General features: G+C 61.1%; 16 protein-coding genes. 4 read left to right on the forward strand and 12 right to left on the reverse strand.

What is annotated here, in order from left to right:
- Positions 1-61 precede the first annotated feature (61 nt).
- The 3 genes from ACJ8IN_RS09740 to ACJ8IN_RS09750 all read right to left on the reverse strand — a co-directional run bounded on the left by ACJ8IN_RS09740 (position 62) and on the right by ACJ8IN_RS09750 (position 2,172).
- Positions 62-391, reverse strand: coding sequence for a hypothetical protein (locus ACJ8IN_RS09740; RefSeq protein WP_049196435.1), 330 nt, complete (start codon positions 389-391; stop codon positions 62-64).
- A gap of 154 nt (positions 392-545) precedes the next feature.
- Positions 546-1,172 (reverse strand): isochorismate family cysteine hydrolase YcaC, encoded by a 627-nt coding sequence (gene ycaC, locus ACJ8IN_RS09745; RefSeq protein ID WP_004928476.1) that lies wholly within the window; start codon positions 1,170-1,172, stop codon positions 546-548.
- A gap of 118 nt (positions 1,173-1,290) precedes the next feature.
- Positions 1,291-2,172, reverse strand: a complete 882-nt coding sequence (locus ACJ8IN_RS09750) for a pirin family protein (RefSeq protein WP_047569096.1) — start codon at positions 2,170-2,172, stop codon at positions 1,291-1,293.
- Positions 2,173-2,297: 125 nt separating this feature from the next.
- Between ACJ8IN_RS09750 and ACJ8IN_RS09755 the strand changes: the two genes are divergently transcribed.
- Positions 2,298-3,206, forward strand: a complete 909-nt coding sequence (locus ACJ8IN_RS09755; RefSeq protein WP_033637243.1) for a LysR family transcriptional regulator — start codon at positions 2,298-2,300, stop codon at positions 3,204-3,206.
- Here ACJ8IN_RS09755 and ACJ8IN_RS09760 read toward each other — a convergent pair whose 3' ends face one another.
- Together ACJ8IN_RS09760 and ACJ8IN_RS09765 are read right to left on the reverse strand one after the other, a co-directional pair.
- Positions 3,207-3,590 (reverse strand): VOC family protein, encoded by a 384-nt coding sequence (locus ACJ8IN_RS09760; protein ID WP_033647378.1) that lies wholly within the window; start codon positions 3,588-3,590, stop codon positions 3,207-3,209. It abuts the gene before it with no gap.
- A 2-nt stretch (positions 3,591-3,592) separates the two neighbouring features.
- Entirely contained in the window at positions 3,593-4,375 is a 783-nt protein-coding gene (locus ACJ8IN_RS09765; RefSeq protein WP_151265543.1) for a DeoR/GlpR family DNA-binding transcription regulator, read from the reverse strand.
- 172 nt (positions 4,376-4,547) lie between these two features.
- Here ACJ8IN_RS09765 and ACJ8IN_RS09770 point away from each other — a divergent pair, with 172 nt between their 5' ends.
- Positions 4,548-5,165 carry a hypothetical protein gene (locus tag ACJ8IN_RS09770; RefSeq protein WP_033637240.1) on the forward strand — a complete coding sequence of 206 codons (618 nt, stop codon included), beginning with the start codon at positions 4,548-4,550 and terminating at the stop codon, positions 5,163-5,165.
- A gap of 29 nt (positions 5,166-5,194) precedes the next feature.
- Here the strand turns inward: ACJ8IN_RS09770 and ACJ8IN_RS09775 are convergent, their stop codons facing one another.
- From ACJ8IN_RS09775 to ACJ8IN_RS09790, 4 genes are all read right to left on the reverse strand, one after another.
- Complete coding sequence (locus ACJ8IN_RS09775) at positions 5,195-5,458, reverse strand: putative hemolysin (RefSeq protein WP_004940597.1); 264 nt, start codon at positions 5,456-5,458, stop codon at positions 5,195-5,197.
- 50 nt (positions 5,459-5,508) lie between these two features.
- Positions 5,509-5,997, reverse strand: coding sequence for a DUF2501 domain-containing protein (locus ACJ8IN_RS09780; protein ID WP_015376789.1), 489 nt, complete (start codon positions 5,995-5,997; stop codon positions 5,509-5,511).
- A gap of 126 nt (positions 5,998-6,123) precedes the next feature.
- Positions 6,124-6,714 (reverse strand): lipid IV(A) palmitoyltransferase PagP, encoded by a 591-nt coding sequence (gene pagP, locus ACJ8IN_RS09785; RefSeq protein ID WP_047569101.1) that lies wholly within the window; start codon positions 6,712-6,714, stop codon positions 6,124-6,126.
- A gap of 207 nt (positions 6,715-6,921) precedes the next feature.
- On the reverse strand, positions 6,922-7,350 hold the full coding sequence (locus ACJ8IN_RS09790; RefSeq protein WP_033647383.1) for a universal stress protein: 429 nt from the start codon (positions 7,348-7,350) through the stop codon (positions 6,922-6,924).
- A gap of 674 nt (positions 7,351-8,024) precedes the next feature.
- On the opposite strand from ACJ8IN_RS09790, the gene ACJ8IN_RS09795 reads away from it, so the two are divergent.
- The gene (locus ACJ8IN_RS09795) at positions 8,025-9,704 is read left to right on the forward strand and encodes an alpha-keto acid decarboxylase family protein (RefSeq protein WP_041033553.1); all 1,680 of its coding nucleotides are present in this window, start codon (positions 8,025-8,027) and stop codon (positions 9,702-9,704) included.
- 53 nt (positions 9,705-9,757) lie between these two features.
- On the opposite strand, the gene ACJ8IN_RS09800 is transcribed toward ACJ8IN_RS09795, so the two are convergent.
- Positions 9,758-10,861: a DUF1615 domain-containing protein gene (locus tag ACJ8IN_RS09800; protein WP_197807725.1), complete on the reverse strand. Its 1,104-nt coding sequence runs from the start codon at positions 10,859-10,861 to the stop codon at positions 9,758-9,760.
- 177 nt (positions 10,862-11,038) lie between these two features.
- On the opposite strand from ACJ8IN_RS09800, the gene tehB reads away from it, so the two are divergent.
- Positions 11,039-11,902 carry an SAM-dependent methyltransferase TehB gene (tehB, locus tag ACJ8IN_RS09805; RefSeq protein ID WP_308325457.1) on the forward strand — a complete coding sequence of 288 codons (864 nt, stop codon included), beginning with the start codon at positions 11,039-11,041 and terminating at the stop codon, positions 11,900-11,902.
- On the opposite strand, the gene ACJ8IN_RS09810 is transcribed toward tehB, so the two are convergent.
- Positions 11,897-12,610 (reverse strand): 2OG-Fe(II) oxygenase, encoded by a 714-nt coding sequence (locus ACJ8IN_RS09810; RefSeq protein ID WP_308325456.1) that lies wholly within the window; start codon positions 12,608-12,610, stop codon positions 11,897-11,899. The two genes, tehB and ACJ8IN_RS09810, sit on opposite strands and share 6 nt — an antisense overlap.
- Positions 12,607-13,662 (reverse strand): bifunctional DNA-binding transcriptional regulator/O6-methylguanine-DNA methyltransferase Ada, encoded by a 1,056-nt coding sequence (gene ada, locus ACJ8IN_RS09815; protein ID WP_047569114.1) that lies wholly within the window; start codon positions 13,660-13,662, stop codon positions 12,607-12,609. The genes ACJ8IN_RS09810 and ada overlap by 4 nt, the downstream gene beginning before the upstream one ends.
- Positions 13,663-13,834 lie beyond the last annotated feature (172 nt).

Raw genomic sequence — 13,834 nt, forward strand, 5'->3', positions numbered from 1 at the left:
TAAACGCACGCCTTAGCCTAACGCGCCTTGAGCGTGCGAACCAGAGCGGGATGACGGCCCGTTAACGCGCAGGCGGGGCGTCCGGCACGGCGACCACCGCGACGCGCACCTCGTAATGCTTGGCGCTGCCCGCCGGGATCACCGCCGTCAGTTTATTGATGGTTTCCACCGGATTGTCGCTGGCCGAGGTGGCGCAGAACAGTTCGCCGCCGTGGCAGAACCCCGGCTTGGGCGGGTGCCCGCCCGGGAAAGGCGGCATGCGCATCGGCTCATCCGCCGCGGGCGGCACCGCTTTGGCCGCAGGCGCCTCGGGGGCAGACATCGCGCTCGCACTGAACAACAGCGCCATGCCCATGCAGGGCAGCGCCAGGATCTTGATTGCTTGTTTCATTGAATTAGCCTCATTTGCCGGGTTCGGGATTACGCTACCCCGCTCCCGGCTAATGAGAAAGCCGCTTTTCGCTACCTTTTCGCCCCGCTACGTTTTGCTTACATCACGCGTCTAACGTGATGAAAGGCTAAAGGTGGGGTAAAGGAGCGTCGCGTTACTTACCGTTTGTCAGCGTGTTATAGCTGGTCATCAGATTGCGGTAGTCCGGGATATGGTTGGAGAACAGCGTGCCCAGGCCTTCGATGTCGTTGCGCCAGTCGCGGTGCAGTTCGCAGGCGACGCCGAACCAGGTCATCAGCTGCGCGCCGGCGGCTTCCATGCGGCTCCAGGCCGACTGACGCGTCAGCTCATTGAAGGTGCCGGAGGCGTCGGTCACCACAAAGACCTCAAAGCCTTCATTGAGCGCCGACAGCGCCGGGAATGCCACGCACACTTCGGTCACCACGCCGGCGATGATCAGCTGCTTACGGCCGGTGGCTTTTACCGCCTTGACGAAGTCGTCGTTGTCCCAGGCGTTGATTTGGCCAGGGCGAGGAATGAAAGGGGCATCGGGGAATTGGGCCTTCAATTCCGGTACCAGCGGGCCGTTGGGGCCGTTTTCGAAACTGGTGGTCAGAATGGTCGGCAGATTGAAGTACTTCGCTAAATCACCCAGCGCCAGCACGTTGTTTTTAAACCGATCGGGATCGATATCGCGCACCAGCGAAAGCAGCCCTGCCTGATGATCCACCAGCAATACGGCGGCCTGGTCCTTGTCGAGGCGTTTGTAGTTTGCAGTCATGGTTTTACTCCTGTGGGGGTTGATGTTGCGGATGAAGCGCCCCGCCGCAGGGACGGGGCGCTGAGGTCTAAGTGTAGCGCCTGAGCCGGGGAACGCTTCCCGGCTCGGGCGCCTGCGGTCAGCCGGCGCTCGCTTCGGCGTTCATGCTGCCGAACTTGCCGCTGTTGAAGTCGCGGAACGCCTGCTGGATTTCCGCGTCGCTGTTCATGACGAACGGGCCGTAGCCGACGATAGGCTCATCGATCGGTTCGCCGCTCAGCACCAGCAGCGCGACGTCGTTGTTGGCTTCGATAGTGATCGCATCCCCCGCCCGGTCGAAACGCACCATTTGGGTTTCGCGCACCACCTCTTCGCCGTTGACCAGGATCGCGCCGTGCAGCATCACCAGCGCCAGCGTATGGCCTTCTTTCACCGTCAGCGTGGTGGTGTGGCCGGCATTCAGCTTCATATCCCACACGTTGAGCGGGCTAAAGGTGCGTGCCGGGCCGGCGTGGCCGCCGAAGTCACCGGCGATCACCCGCACCTGCCCGGCGCCGTCCGCCAGCGGAACCACCGGAATATCGGCGTTCAGCAGCGTCTGGTAACCCGGCTCGGCCATTTTGTCCTTGGCCGGCAGATTGACCCACAGCTGCACCATTTCCATGGTGCCGCCCTTGCGCGAAAAGTCCCGCGAATGGAACTCTTCATGCAGAATGCCAGAGGCGGCGGTCATCCACTGGACGTCGCCGGGGCCAATCACCCCGCCGCTGCCGGTCGAGTCGCGGTGTTCCACTTCGCCCTGATAGACGATGGTCACCGTTTCAAAACCGCGATGCGGATGCTGACCCACGCCGCGGGTGCCGGAGGCAGAGCGGAATTTGGTTGGCGCCGCGTGATCAAGCAGCAGGAACGGGCTCATTTCCGCCCCCAAATCGTTATAAGAGAACAGCGAATTCACCAGGAAACCGTTACCGACCCAATGTGCTTCCGGGCTGTTGTGAATACCGAGGATTTTTTTCATCTTGAACTCCCGTTTCAGGCCTCACGGCCTTAAGTTGATGGCAGAAGTTTAATCCGTCGGGGTTTGCTGCAGTAGTAGGCAAGATGTACACTCAGTGTTCTACTGGTAGAACGATAAGGGATAGGATGCTGACCGATCTGAACGATCTGTTTTTCTTCGCCAGCGTGGTCGATCACCAGGGATTCGCCCCCGCCGGCCGGGCGTTGGGCATTCCCAAATCCAAGCTCAGCCGCCGCGTGGCGCTGCTGGAAGAGCGGCTGGGCGTGCGCCTGATCCAGCGCTCGACGCGGCGTTTCTCGGTGACCGAGGTCGGCCAAAACTATTACGCGCACTGCAAGGCGATGCTGGTGGAAGCGGAAGCGGCGCAGCAGGCGATCGAACAGACGCGCGCCGAGCCCTGCGGCACGGTGCGCATGTCCTGCCCGGTGGCGATCCTGCACACCCGCGTCGGCAGCATGGTGGCGGCCTTTATGGCCGACTATCCGAAGGTGACGGTGCATCTGGAAGCGACCAACCGCCGGGTGGACGTGGTGGGGGAAGGGTTGGATCTGGCGATCCGCGTGCGGCCGCCGCCGCTGGAAGACAGCGATCTGGTGCTGAAGATCCTGGCGCAGCGCACCTGGTGCGTCGCCGCCAGCCCGGCGCTGGTGCGCACCCTCGGGCCGGCGCACGCGCCGGAAGACCTGCGTAAATACCCGACGCTCGATCTCGGCCCCGCGCGCGCTCAGCACCAATGGCGGCTGACCGGCCCGCAGGGTGAACGGGTGGAGTGGGAACACACGCCGCGGCTGGTCACCGACGACATGCTGATGCTGCGCACCGCCGCCATCGCCGGCGCCGGCATCGTTCAGCTGCCGGCGATGATGATGCGCGACGACATGCTGCGCGGCGAACTGGTCCAGCTCCTGCCCGGCTGGCAGCCGCAGGGCGGCGTGGTGCATGCGGTTTACCCGTCGCGCCGCGGGCTGCTGCCGGCGGTAAGGCTGCTGCTCGATTATCTGGGCGAGCAGTTCACCAGCATCGAAGAGGAGTGATCAGGCGGTGATTTCAATCGCGTTGCCGTCCGGATCGCGGATGACGGCCTCGTAGAAGCCGTCGCCGGTCCAGCGCGGCGCGGACTGCAGGATGCCCTCCTGCTGCGCGCGCTGCGCCAACCGATCGACCTGCCGCTCATCCCCCAGCGACAGCGCGATGTGCGCCCAGCCCACCCGCTCTTCCTGGGCCTGCGCCGGCAACAGCGTCGGCACGCGCATGATCTCCAGCGTCGGCCCGGCCGCCAGGCTGACGAAGCGGGAAACAAACCCCGGCCGGTTGCGGCTGACGTACTCCTCGCCCGCCTCAGCGTTGAAATAGCGCTGCCAGAACGCCAGCTGCGCGTCGATGTCGCGGGTCCACAGGGCTACATGGGCTATTTTCATCATCATTCTCCGGTCGGTAAATCGCTGTGCCAAACCTGGCCGCCGCCCTGCGCCACCTGCAGCTCGAGCTGCGGGTGCGCGCCGCGCGCCGTCACCAGATGATCCACCCGCCCGGCGGGCAGGAAGGGGTAAGGGGCGTAGGTATTGAGCTTATCGCGGGTACACAGCACCGCCACGCTGCCGGCACGCGTCAGCAGCCGCTTTTTGAACGTGGCATCCTGGTAGCTCAGCGCGGAAAAGCCGCCGTCCGGGTCGTAGGCGCAGATGCCGGTGAACACCAGATCGAAATGGAAACCGTCTATCTCTTCCGCCGCCTTGGCGTCCACGCAGCCGCCGACCTGCGCATCCAGCTCGCCGCCGATCAGGATGGTGCGGATCCCCGGCCGCTCCAGCATTTTACCGGCGATGCTCAATGCATTGGTCACCACCGTCAAACGCCGATCGCGCGGCAACAGATCCGCCAGATACAGATGGGTGCTGCCGGCGTCGAGGAAGATCAGTTGTTCTTCACCGATCAACCCCAGCGCGGTCTGCGCCAGCGCCAGCTTCTCATCGCCGCTGAGCGCCATGCGCGCCGCAACGGGGCCTTCGGCCGGCGTCGGCGCCAGCGCGCCGCCATAGATGCGTTTGCACAGATTCTGCGCCGCCAGCTGGCGCAGATCGCGGCGGATGGTGGCTTCGGTGGTATTCAGCCGCTGCGCCATCTCCAGCGCCAGCACCCGCCCCTGTTGGCGAAGCGTGTCGAGAATGGCCTGGTGGCGCTCATTCGGTAGCAGTTTGGACATCGTGTCAATCCGGTGACGCTAAAGTGATCACAAATGTACACAAACAAACACAAACGTACAACCGTGAGCGAAAGAAAAATCGCCGGGCAGGATTTTCGCCTGCGGGATGTTGGCTATACTGAGGCAAGCGAAGTTACCGCAGACGTAACGGCTTGGGCGCTAAGGGAAAACGATGTTATTGACGATCGCAAGGTGGCTGTTTCAACTCCCCGGGAAGCTGTTCGGGCTGATTTTCAAAAATCGCCTGAGGATATTTTTGTTCTTCATGCTGGTCGCCGTTGGGGTGCTCGGCGCCAAGCGCTATCTGCGCGCCCACCAATATGACGACGAGTTCAGCCTCGCCGCCCCCGCCGATTACAACCGCGCAATAAAGCGCGAAATGCCGCTGCGCGAGGCGCGTGAACAGTGCGGCGGGCCGCTGCATGACAATGCCGGGCAGCCGTGGCCCGCCTCAGCGGGTTATCTGCATCAGCCGACGCGGCTGCCCACGGCCGGTCTGCATCGGCTGACGCTGGATAATCAGGGCAACGATTTTGCGGTGCTGGTCAAGCTGGAAACGCCGACGGCGCCGCAGCAGCTGGCGGAAGTCTTTATTCCGCCCGCCGGCAGCTTCGAGGTGAAAATCAATGCGGACGCGGAACACGTGATGAAAATCAAGAACATCAAGACCGGCTGCATGTTCCGCTCCCGGCCGTTCAACCTGGATAAACAGCGCGATTGGCGCATGCCGCTGACGCTACAAAAAGACGGCAGCCTGCAACTGCAGTCGATAGGCGATCGCCAATTCTGATCGGGCGCCGGAACCGGCGCCGCATAGGGTTACTTTTTCACCGGATGATCGCGGCGGAACAGCTCCCAGCTTTCAATTTCCTGCCCACTCGGCAAGGTACAGGTGGAATACTGGCCTGCCGCATTCTCTTTGGCGTTCAGCTTGCCGCCGATTTGGGTGCAGTACACGTCGGCCGGGTTCGCCATGCCGATCGGTTTCACCTGCGGCGGCGGTGGCGCATCGTTGGATTTCACGGAACACCCCTGCAACATCGTCATCCCTGCCAGCAGGGAAAGCATCAACGTTTTTTTCATTTTTCCAGCTTATACAAAAAAGAACGGCGGAGCACTCCGCCGTTCGCTTATCATGAAATAAAGGATTTGCCCTGTTTCAGCACCAGATCGCAGGCTTTTTGCTTCACCTTCTCGGTGATCTGCGAGGTGCCCAGGCTGTTCAGATCCAGGCTCTTGCCTTCGCCGGTCTGCAGCAAGCCGCCCAGGCCCTGCTGATAATCCTGGCTCTTGGCGTTTTCGGTGCTGGTGATGCCCAGCTTGCTGAGCAGTTGATCTTTCACCCCTTCGGCGCCGTTAGCCGACAGCACGTTGTTTTTCACGCAGTACTGCAGAATGCCGGCGGCATTGGTCATGCTGCTGGAGCTCAACGCCTTGTCGCCACCGTTCAGCAGGCCGGTCAACGAGGAGAGCGACATGCCGCCGCTGCTGTCGCCGCCCGACTTACTCAGTTCGCCCGCCGCGCTGCTGAGGGAATCCATCAGCCCGGCGGCCTGGGTGGCGCCGCTGGCCAGGGTAGCGGACAGCGCCAAAGCCAGCAGTAAACGATGTTTGGTGATCATAGTGGTGAAACTCCTGTAATAACGGCATGCAATCGGCGCAGCGCGCCGGGATACCCTTCCGACGCCGCTGGCGGCGACAAGTTCCTTTAATCTCGCCGCCGCGCCGTTTTTCGGAATTCAGGAAGTTTAGAACTGCCAGCGCAGCCAGGCGAAGAACACGTTGCCGTTGTTATAGGTGCCGGGAATGTAGGTCGCCTGGAACGTCAGCCGCTGATAGCCGATAGAGGCCAGCGGCAGCGGCGCCGGGATGGGAATGTATTTCCAGTTGTCGCGCGCGGTGACGCTGGCGGTAAAGCCCAGCCCCAGGCGGAAATCCTTGTCATCCAGCGGGCGCCAGATCTTCTCGTAGGCGTAGCCGCCGATCGGCTCCCACTTGTTGAAGGAGTCCTTGAACGCCATGATGTAGATGCCGTGCCAGTCACCGTCGCTGTCGTAGCGGGAGATGCCGTAACCGGCGCCCCACGGGCGTTCGTTGTACTTATCGATATGTTCATCATCGTAAGTCCAACGGTTGTGCCAGGTAATGGCCGGGATATAGAGATCGTGGTTAGGCGAGTTGTTCCAGGTCTCCGCCACGTTATCGGTAAAACGCTGCCATACACCCGGTTTTTCAGCCTGCGCGGTATTGCCACTTTCTGTACCAACCTCAGCGTAAGAAGGCAGTGCAGGAAATATCAACGCCAGAGAACATGCCAAAAGAGTCCGTTTGAGAAACATCGTAAAGCTCCTGTAAAAATACGGCCGCAGATTTTTACCGATAGCCCAGGCAAGATCAAGCTGTATCTAATTTATCCAACGCCCGTTGTGCTTTGGTTAAGTTTAGCGCCGGAAAATGCCCAATAATTCATAACAAATTGTACCGATATCCGCATGCTATCGCCTTTAAGGCGGCAAAGCCGTGGGAAAAGTCCGCTTTGTCGCACGCTACTCGCGGGCAAGATGCTTGACCAACACATCGACATCGAGACGGTTCACAAATTCCAGAGAATATGAGGAATAGAGGCCGAACAGGCGGTTTTGGTGCCCGACCACCACCAGATCGATGCCGGCCTGATGAATGAAATCGTTGACGTCCTTAAAGCGCCGGATGGTGACGATTTCCTTGACCGCAACCGGCGCATCGACGGCGCTCACCAACCGGCTCAGCATCGCCTTGGCGGCGATCACCTCCTGCGCCTGGCGATCTTTGACCAGCGCATCGCTGCCGTACTCCAGCTCCGCATAGTCGGCGTTAAGGTGGCCGACGGTGATGGCGATCGGCAACCCGCGCACCATCGCCACCGTTTGACGCAGCAACGGCAGCCCATCGCGCTCATCGTGAATCAGTACCAGAATATGTCGATAGCTTTTCATTGCTCTTTCCCCCGTCAGTCAGTGCCACTGGGGCACCGCCCTCTTTGGTAGGTATACGCCATCTGCGCGCACGTGGAGAAAAGTTTACGTATCACTTCCCACGGAATGTGATGGCCACCACGTTATCTTAGCGCCCGCAACGGCGTATTTTAACGCCGGCCCGACGTGGCGCGCACCGCCGTCCCCGTAAAGCAAAGCTGACGGAAACCGACGAATAAAAAACGATTGTTGTTAATTTTTTGTTTTTAATTGGTTGCGTGATGGTTTCTTAAAATAAGCGTGCGGCGGATCACCAAAATTCCCCTTTACGTCAGCGTCGGCTTTTCTTTTCCAGGCAAAAAGCGTTGTGTCGCTCAATGGGATTTAACGCGGCGTCAAAAGTACCGGATGATTCGCCCTGCATCATGATAAATGCCAATGCGGCGCCGTTTCTCTGCTGATATTCCATCAAGGAAAAATACCGCCGCACGCCAATACGCAATATCCCTACTTTTTATGTCTTACTCAATCGCGTAAAGCGCCGAATACAAACCGCCCATTTTCCGGCTGCCAACCCTATCTTGAACAAGTCGACGCTTTAAATAACTGTTAATGCTAACGACACAACATCGCCAGCAATTTATTTTTGCTGATTTTCGCCTGACAAAATAAAGATAAATAATCCGGAGCAATCAATGAAAATAACTATCGGGTCATTCATTCTGCAACAGCTTCACGCCCTGAACGTCGATCGTATTTACGGCGTGCCCGGCGACTATAACCTCAGCCTGCTGGAGCTGCTGGAAAGCGACGACCGGCTGGCGTTTATCGGCAACTGCAATGAATTGAACGCCGCCTACGCCGCCGACGGCTATGCCCGAATGAAGGGCGCCGGCGCGCTGATCGTCACCTACGGCGTCGGCGATCTGGCCGCGCTGTCCGGCATCGCCGGAGCCTATGCCGAATCCTCGCCGGTGGTCTGCATCGCCGGCACGCCGCCGCTGCACGCGATGAAGAATCATCAGCTATTGCACCATACTCTGGGCGACGGCAATTTCGACAACGTCATGAACTGTTTTAAACAATTCACCGTTGCTCAAGCCTTGATTACGCCGGAAAATGCCGCGCAGGAAATTCCGCGCGTTATTTCCCGCGCCTGGATAGAGAAGAAACCGGTGTATTTACAGCTGCCTTCCGATATTTGCGACGTCGAAATTGAAATCGCCGCAGCCGCAGCGGCGCCGCAGTTGCCGGCCAGCGATAAATACAATGTGCAATTAGCGGCGATGGCGCTGTTAACCAAAATAAAACGCGCGCAGCGCCCGATCATGTTGGTCGACCAAATGGTGGATCGCTATCAGCTGCAGCGGTTGGTGATCGAGGTCGCTCACCGCTTTGCCATTCCGCTGACCAATATGCCGACCGCCAAATGCATCATTCCGGAAGATACCGCCGGTTGGATGGGCGGCTACAGCGGCAATCTGTCGCGCCCCGAATTGTATGAACGCATGGCGCACTCGGACTGCGTGCTGAGCTTCGGCGTGCGTCTGGTGGACTCCACCACCGGCTATTTCTCGCAGCAAATTCCCGCCGCCGCTCAGGTGGATATCCAGCCGTTCTCGCTGAAGCTGGACAACACCTCCTATCCGGCGGTGGCAACGGCGGATCTGCTGCAGGCGCTGCTGGATCTGAGCGAAGACGCGCCGGTACAGCCCCTGGCGCCGCTGCCCGATCCGCGTGAAAAGCTGGCGACGCCGAGCGACGCCCCCATCGACCAGGCCTATCTGTGGCAACGGATCCAGCGATTTATCCGGGCAGATGACGTGGTGGTGGTGGAAAACGGCACCTCGGGCGCCGCCATCGGCGGCATGCGCATGCCCGGCGGCGTCAAGGTGGTCAACCAACCGATCTGGGGCTCGATCGGCTATACCCTGCCGGCGCTGCTCGGCACCCTGATGGCGGCGCCGGAGCGCCGGCACCTGCTGTTCATCGGCGACGGCTCCTTCCAGCTCACCGCGCAGGAAGTGTCTACCCTGCTGCGCTGCGAGCAAAAGCCGATCATCTTCCTGATCAACAACGACGGTTACACCATCGAGCGGTATATCCTCGGCGAAAACTCGTCCTACAACGACATCGGCCCGTGGGACTACGCCAAACTGCCGGCGGTATTGAATACCCAGGCGCAGCCGTTCAGCGTGGCGGTGGAAACCACGCAACAGCTGGAAATGGCCCTGGAACGCGCCTCGCGGCAGGATCGGCTGGCGTTTATCGAGGTGAAAGTACCGATGATGGACACGCCGCCGGTGATGAAAGAGTTCTGCAACCGCTGCAACAGCTTTAACTTCGGCCTGACCAACCCGCGCCGCAGCGCCTGATGCGCGATCGCGCCGCCGATGGTTTCAGGCCACCGGCGGCGTTTTCTTTTGGGTTACCCGCCGGCGCGCGCCATGCAGCGCTGGCGGCGTTCATCCACCCGTTTGGCGAACCAGGCGGTGGTCAGCTTGCGGGTGATTTTCGGGCTTTCCAGCTGGATGCCCGGTAGCATCTCGCGCGGCAGCTTGCCGCCCGCCAGCGCAAAGACCTTCTTATACAGATCGGTGTCGGCAAAGCCGGCCGTCTCGCCTTTCTCGAGCGCCCGGCGAATGGCGCTGTCGCTCATGTTCAAGCGCTTGCCGAGCGTGCGCACCGCCAGCTCGGTCGAGCCGGGCTTGTCGCTGCCGAAGTCGATAAGATCGCCGTCCAGCGCCAGCGGAATGGCGCTCGCCCGGCTGACCGCGTTTTGGAACGCCGCGTTGCGGCTGGCGTACCAGCCGGCGTTGAAGTCGGCAAAGCGATAAATCGGCCGGCTGTAATCGGCCGGATATCCCAGCAAATGCATAATGCCGAAGTACATGCCGCCGCGCCGGCTGAAAACTTCGCGGCGAATCGAGCCGTCGACCGGATAAGGGTACCCTTTGGCGTGCGCCTCGGCGAAGGCAATACTCACCTGCATCGGGCCACCGGTATGTACCGGATTTAAATGACCGAACAGCTTCTGCCCCATCGGCACGCGGTCGATCATGTCATCGAAGATATCGCTCAGATCCTTCTCGGTACGCACCTTATCCAGCCGCTCGCTGTAGCTCTGGCCGTTCGACGACGAGATCTTCAACGCGGTATGCACCAAAAAGTTCGGGATGTGCATCTGATCGGCGCGGCGGTCGATCTCCTTCCAGGCGATCTTCGGCAGCCCCGGCACCTGCGGGTTAGCCCGGAACGTCGACTCCTGTTCGGTCACCGCCAGCACTGAACACAGGTTCTCATCGCTCGGCTCGATGCCCTGCGCGGCGAAGGCGGCGGTAATATCGGTGGCCCAGCCCTGACGATCGCCGGCGTTGGCCGGGATCAGCGTCATCAGTCGGGCTTTGACGTCGGCGGGGCGCGCCGTTGGCGCCGTGGTGGTGGTTTTGCTGGTACAGCCCGCCAACGCCAGCAGCGCGGCCAGGCTCAGCAAACGGAAGGATATCGGGTGGAATAAACGAGGTATCGGCATCTTTTCCCTGAACGTGATGACATGAACAGCACTGAAATTAGCCCAGCCGCCGCGCACAATCCAGTATAAAGATATGCCACGCCTTTCCGTCAGGCCGCTATGTTCAAACGCTCGATAAAGATGTATTTTATATACATCATATAAATCACTTTGCTTGCCCAGCCAGAGGAGCCCCTTATGGAGCAGCAGCTGCTTTGCTATAAAACCCTGCCGGAATGGAACAGCGACACGCTGCCGGAGGCCTTCCGCCAGCGCCACAACACCCAGAGCGGCACCTGGGCGAAGCTCACCGTACTGAGCGGCAGCCTGACGTTCGCCATGATGACCGAGGACGGTGCCACCACCGAGACCTGGCAGTTCAGCCCCGAAAGCCAGCCGCCGTTTATCGCACCGCAGCAGTGGCATCGCATCGTTTCCTTCTCGGACGACATGACCTGCCGGCTGGCGTTTTACTGCACGCCGGAAGATTACTACCACAAGAAATACGAACTGACGCGCACCCACTCCGAAGTGATCGAGGCGGCGGCGCGCATCGCGCCGGGCAAGGCGCTGGATCTGGGCTGCGGCGGCGGCCGCAATTCGCTCTATCTCAATCTGAAAGGTTTCGACGTCACCGCCTGGGACAAGCACGCGCCGTCGATAGACCGCCTCAATCAGATCATCGACGCCGAGCAGCTGACCCGCCTAAGCGCCGGCGTGCAGGATCTCAATACCCACCGCTTCAGCGGCGCATACGACTTCATCCTGTCCACCGTGGTGATGATGTTTCTCGAACGCCAGCAAATTCCGCATATCGTGCAAAACATGCAGGACAGCACCGTTCGCGGTGGCCATAACCTGATCGTGGCGGCGATGGATACCGAGGATTATCCCTGCCCGCTGCCGTTCCCGTTCACTTTTAGCCCGGGTGAACTGCAGCATTATTATCGCGACTGGGAGATCCTCAAATACAACGAGGACGTCGGCCAGTTGCACAAGACCGACGCCGCCGGCAACCGTATCTCGCTGCGCTTCGCCACCCTGCTGGCGCGCAAGCTATAGCGCGTCGTGAAAGATCACCCCCAGCGTGTGGCGTTGGCCGGAACGTACCCGGCTGACGCCGTGGCGCAGATTGACCCGATAACAGCCTTTCCCCCCCGCCACCGGCCGGTGATGCACGGCGAACACTACCGCGTCGCCCTGCTGTAGCGGCACCACCTCCGGCCGGCTCTGCATCCGCGGCCGCTGTTCGGTCAACACGAATTCGCCGCCGGTGAAATCCCGTTCGGGGGCGGAGAGCAAAAACGCCACCTGCAGCGGAAACACCCGCTCGCCGTACAGATCCTGATGCAGGCAGTTGTAATCCCCCGCTTCGTAACGCAACAGCAGCGGCGTCGGCCGCCGTTGGCCGGCCCGGTGGCATTCGGCCAGGTAGGCTTCGTGTTCGGCGGGATAGCGCGCCGCCAGACCCAACAAGGCGTTCCAGCGGTTGGCCACCGGCGCCAGCCGCGCATACATCAGGCTGCGCGCCTCGGCCACCGGAAGCGGCAGCGGATAGGCGAAATAGCGGTACTCGCCGCGGCCAAAACCGTGCTGCGCCATCACGATGCGGCTGCGGAAGTGCGCATCGTGCGGGTAGAGCGCCGCCAGCTCGCGGCACAGGTCTTGGCTGAGCACGCCAGGCAACCGCGCACAGCCCTGCGCATCGAGTTCGCGTTCAATCGCCGCCCAGTCCAATTCGGCCAGCCGCGCCGCCAGCGAGCGGCTCATCGCTGCGCCTCTTTTTCCAGCAAGGCTTTCTTGCGCTCGACGCCCCAGCGATAGCCGGACAAAGCGCCGTCGTTGCGCACCACCCGGTGACAGGGGATCGCCACCGCCAGCACGTTGGCGGCGCAGGCGCCGGCCACCGCGCGCACCGCTTTGGGCGCGCCGATGCGCCGGGCGATGTCGGCATAGCTGACAGTTTCGCCGACCGGTATCGTCTGCAGCGCTTGCCAGACCCGCTGTTGAAACGCGGTGCCGCGAATATCCAGCGGCAGCGCCAACCCGTTCTCCGGCGCTTCAATCAACCCCACCACCTGCGCCATCAGCGCTTCATACTGCGCATCGCCGCCGATCAGCTCGGCATTAGGGAACTTGTCCTGCAGATCCTGCACCAACCGCTGCGCATCGTCCCCCAGCAGAATGGCGCAGATGCCCACCTCGCTCTGCGCCGCCAGGATCTCACCCAGCGAACAGCGCCCGACGGCGAAATGGATGCGCATGCCTTTGCCGCCCGCCCGGTAGGCCTTCGGCGTCATGCCGAGCGCGGCGTTGGCTTGCCGGTAGAAGCGGCCGTTGGCGCCATAGCCGGCGTCGAAAATCGCGTCGGTCACCGTCTCCTGCTGCGTAAGACCGGTGCGCAAGCGCTGGCTGCGCTGCGCGTCGGCATAGCCTTTCGGCGTCAGGCCGGTGATCGCTTTGAACAGCCGGTGGAAATGGTATTGGCTCAACCCGACGTGACGCGCCAGCGCCTGCAGCGACGGCGCTTTCTCCGCCCGTTCGATATAGCGGCAGGCCTCGGCTATCTGCCGCGCATGCTGCTCTGTCAACGGCGTCAGCCCCTGGCGGCAGCGTTTGCAGGGCCGATAACCCGCCGCCTCCGCCTGCTCGGCATCGTCGAACAGTTCCACGTTTTGCCGGTTCGGCTGGCGTGACGGGCAAGAAGGCGAGCAATACACGCCGGTGGTTTTCACCGCATAGATAAAGCGGCCGTCGGCGTGTTTATCGCGGCTGACGATCGCCAGCCAGCGCGGGTCGGCGCTGTCGATTACGTTTTTCATCATCCGTTCCTCACTGCGGTTTCGATGTTAACCAGCATAGTGACGGGCCGTTGGCGAAACACGTCGGCTCTTGCTTTTTAATTCGGCGCCGACGTTTTCAACAATGTTTCGACAATTTTTAACCAACAACATGAAGTTTATTACGTTGCCAACCCGGTTGCACAGCGTTAGG

Source organism: Serratia sp. CY31944, assembly GCF_052169175.1.
GTDB lineage: Bacteria > Pseudomonadota > Gammaproteobacteria > Enterobacterales > Enterobacteriaceae > Serratia > Serratia sarumanii.

Excerpts from the sequence above, each read along its gene's own strand:
- ACJ8IN_RS09740 (WP_049196435.1), bottom strand. The coding sequence starts at position 391 with ATGAAACAAGCAATCAAGATCCTGGCGCTGCCCTGCATGGGCATGGCG.
- ycaC (WP_004928476.1), bottom strand. The coding sequence starts at position 1,172 with ATGACTGCAAACTACAAACGCCTCGACAAGGACCAGGCCGCCGTATTG.
- ACJ8IN_RS09750 (WP_047569096.1), bottom strand. The coding sequence starts at position 2,172 with ATGAAAAAAATCCTCGGTATTCACAACAGCCCGGAAGCACATTGGGTC.
- ACJ8IN_RS09755 (WP_033637243.1), top strand. The coding sequence starts at position 2,298 with ATGCTGACCGATCTGAACGATCTGTTTTTCTTCGCCAGCGTGGTCGAT.
- ACJ8IN_RS09760 (WP_033647378.1), bottom strand. The coding sequence starts at position 3,590 with ATGAAAATAGCCCATGTAGCCCTGTGGACCCGCGACATCGACGCGCAG.
- ACJ8IN_RS09765 (WP_151265543.1), bottom strand. The coding sequence starts at position 4,375 with ATGTCCAAACTGCTACCGAATGAGCGCCACCAGGCCATTCTCGACACG.
- ACJ8IN_RS09770 (WP_033637240.1), top strand. The coding sequence starts at position 4,548 with ATGTTATTGACGATCGCAAGGTGGCTGTTTCAACTCCCCGGGAAGCTG.
- ACJ8IN_RS09775 (WP_004940597.1), bottom strand. The coding sequence starts at position 5,458 with ATGAAAAAAACGTTGATGCTTTCCCTGCTGGCAGGGATGACGATGTTG.
- ACJ8IN_RS09780 (WP_015376789.1), bottom strand. The coding sequence starts at position 5,997 with ATGATCACCAAACATCGTTTACTGCTGGCTTTGGCGCTGTCCGCTACC.
- pagP (WP_047569101.1), bottom strand. The coding sequence starts at position 6,714 with ATGTTTCTCAAACGGACTCTTTTGGCATGTTCTCTGGCGTTGATATTT.
- ACJ8IN_RS09790 (WP_033647383.1), bottom strand. The coding sequence starts at position 7,350 with ATGAAAAGCTATCGACATATTCTGGTACTGATTCACGATGAGCGCGAT.
- ACJ8IN_RS09795 (WP_041033553.1), top strand. The coding sequence starts at position 8,025 with ATGAAAATAACTATCGGGTCATTCATTCTGCAACAGCTTCACGCCCTG.
- ACJ8IN_RS09800 (WP_197807725.1), bottom strand. The coding sequence starts at position 10,861 with ATGCCGATACCTCGTTTATTCCACCCGATATCCTTCCGTTTGCTGAGC.
- tehB (WP_308325457.1), top strand. The coding sequence starts at position 11,039 with ATGGAGCAGCAGCTGCTTTGCTATAAAACCCTGCCGGAATGGAACAGC.
- ACJ8IN_RS09810 (WP_308325456.1), bottom strand. The coding sequence starts at position 12,610 with ATGAGCCGCTCGCTGGCGGCGCGGCTGGCCGAATTGGACTGGGCGGCG.
- ada (WP_047569114.1), bottom strand. The coding sequence starts at position 13,662 with ATGAAAAACGTAATCGACAGCGCCGACCCGCGCTGGCTGGCGATCGTC.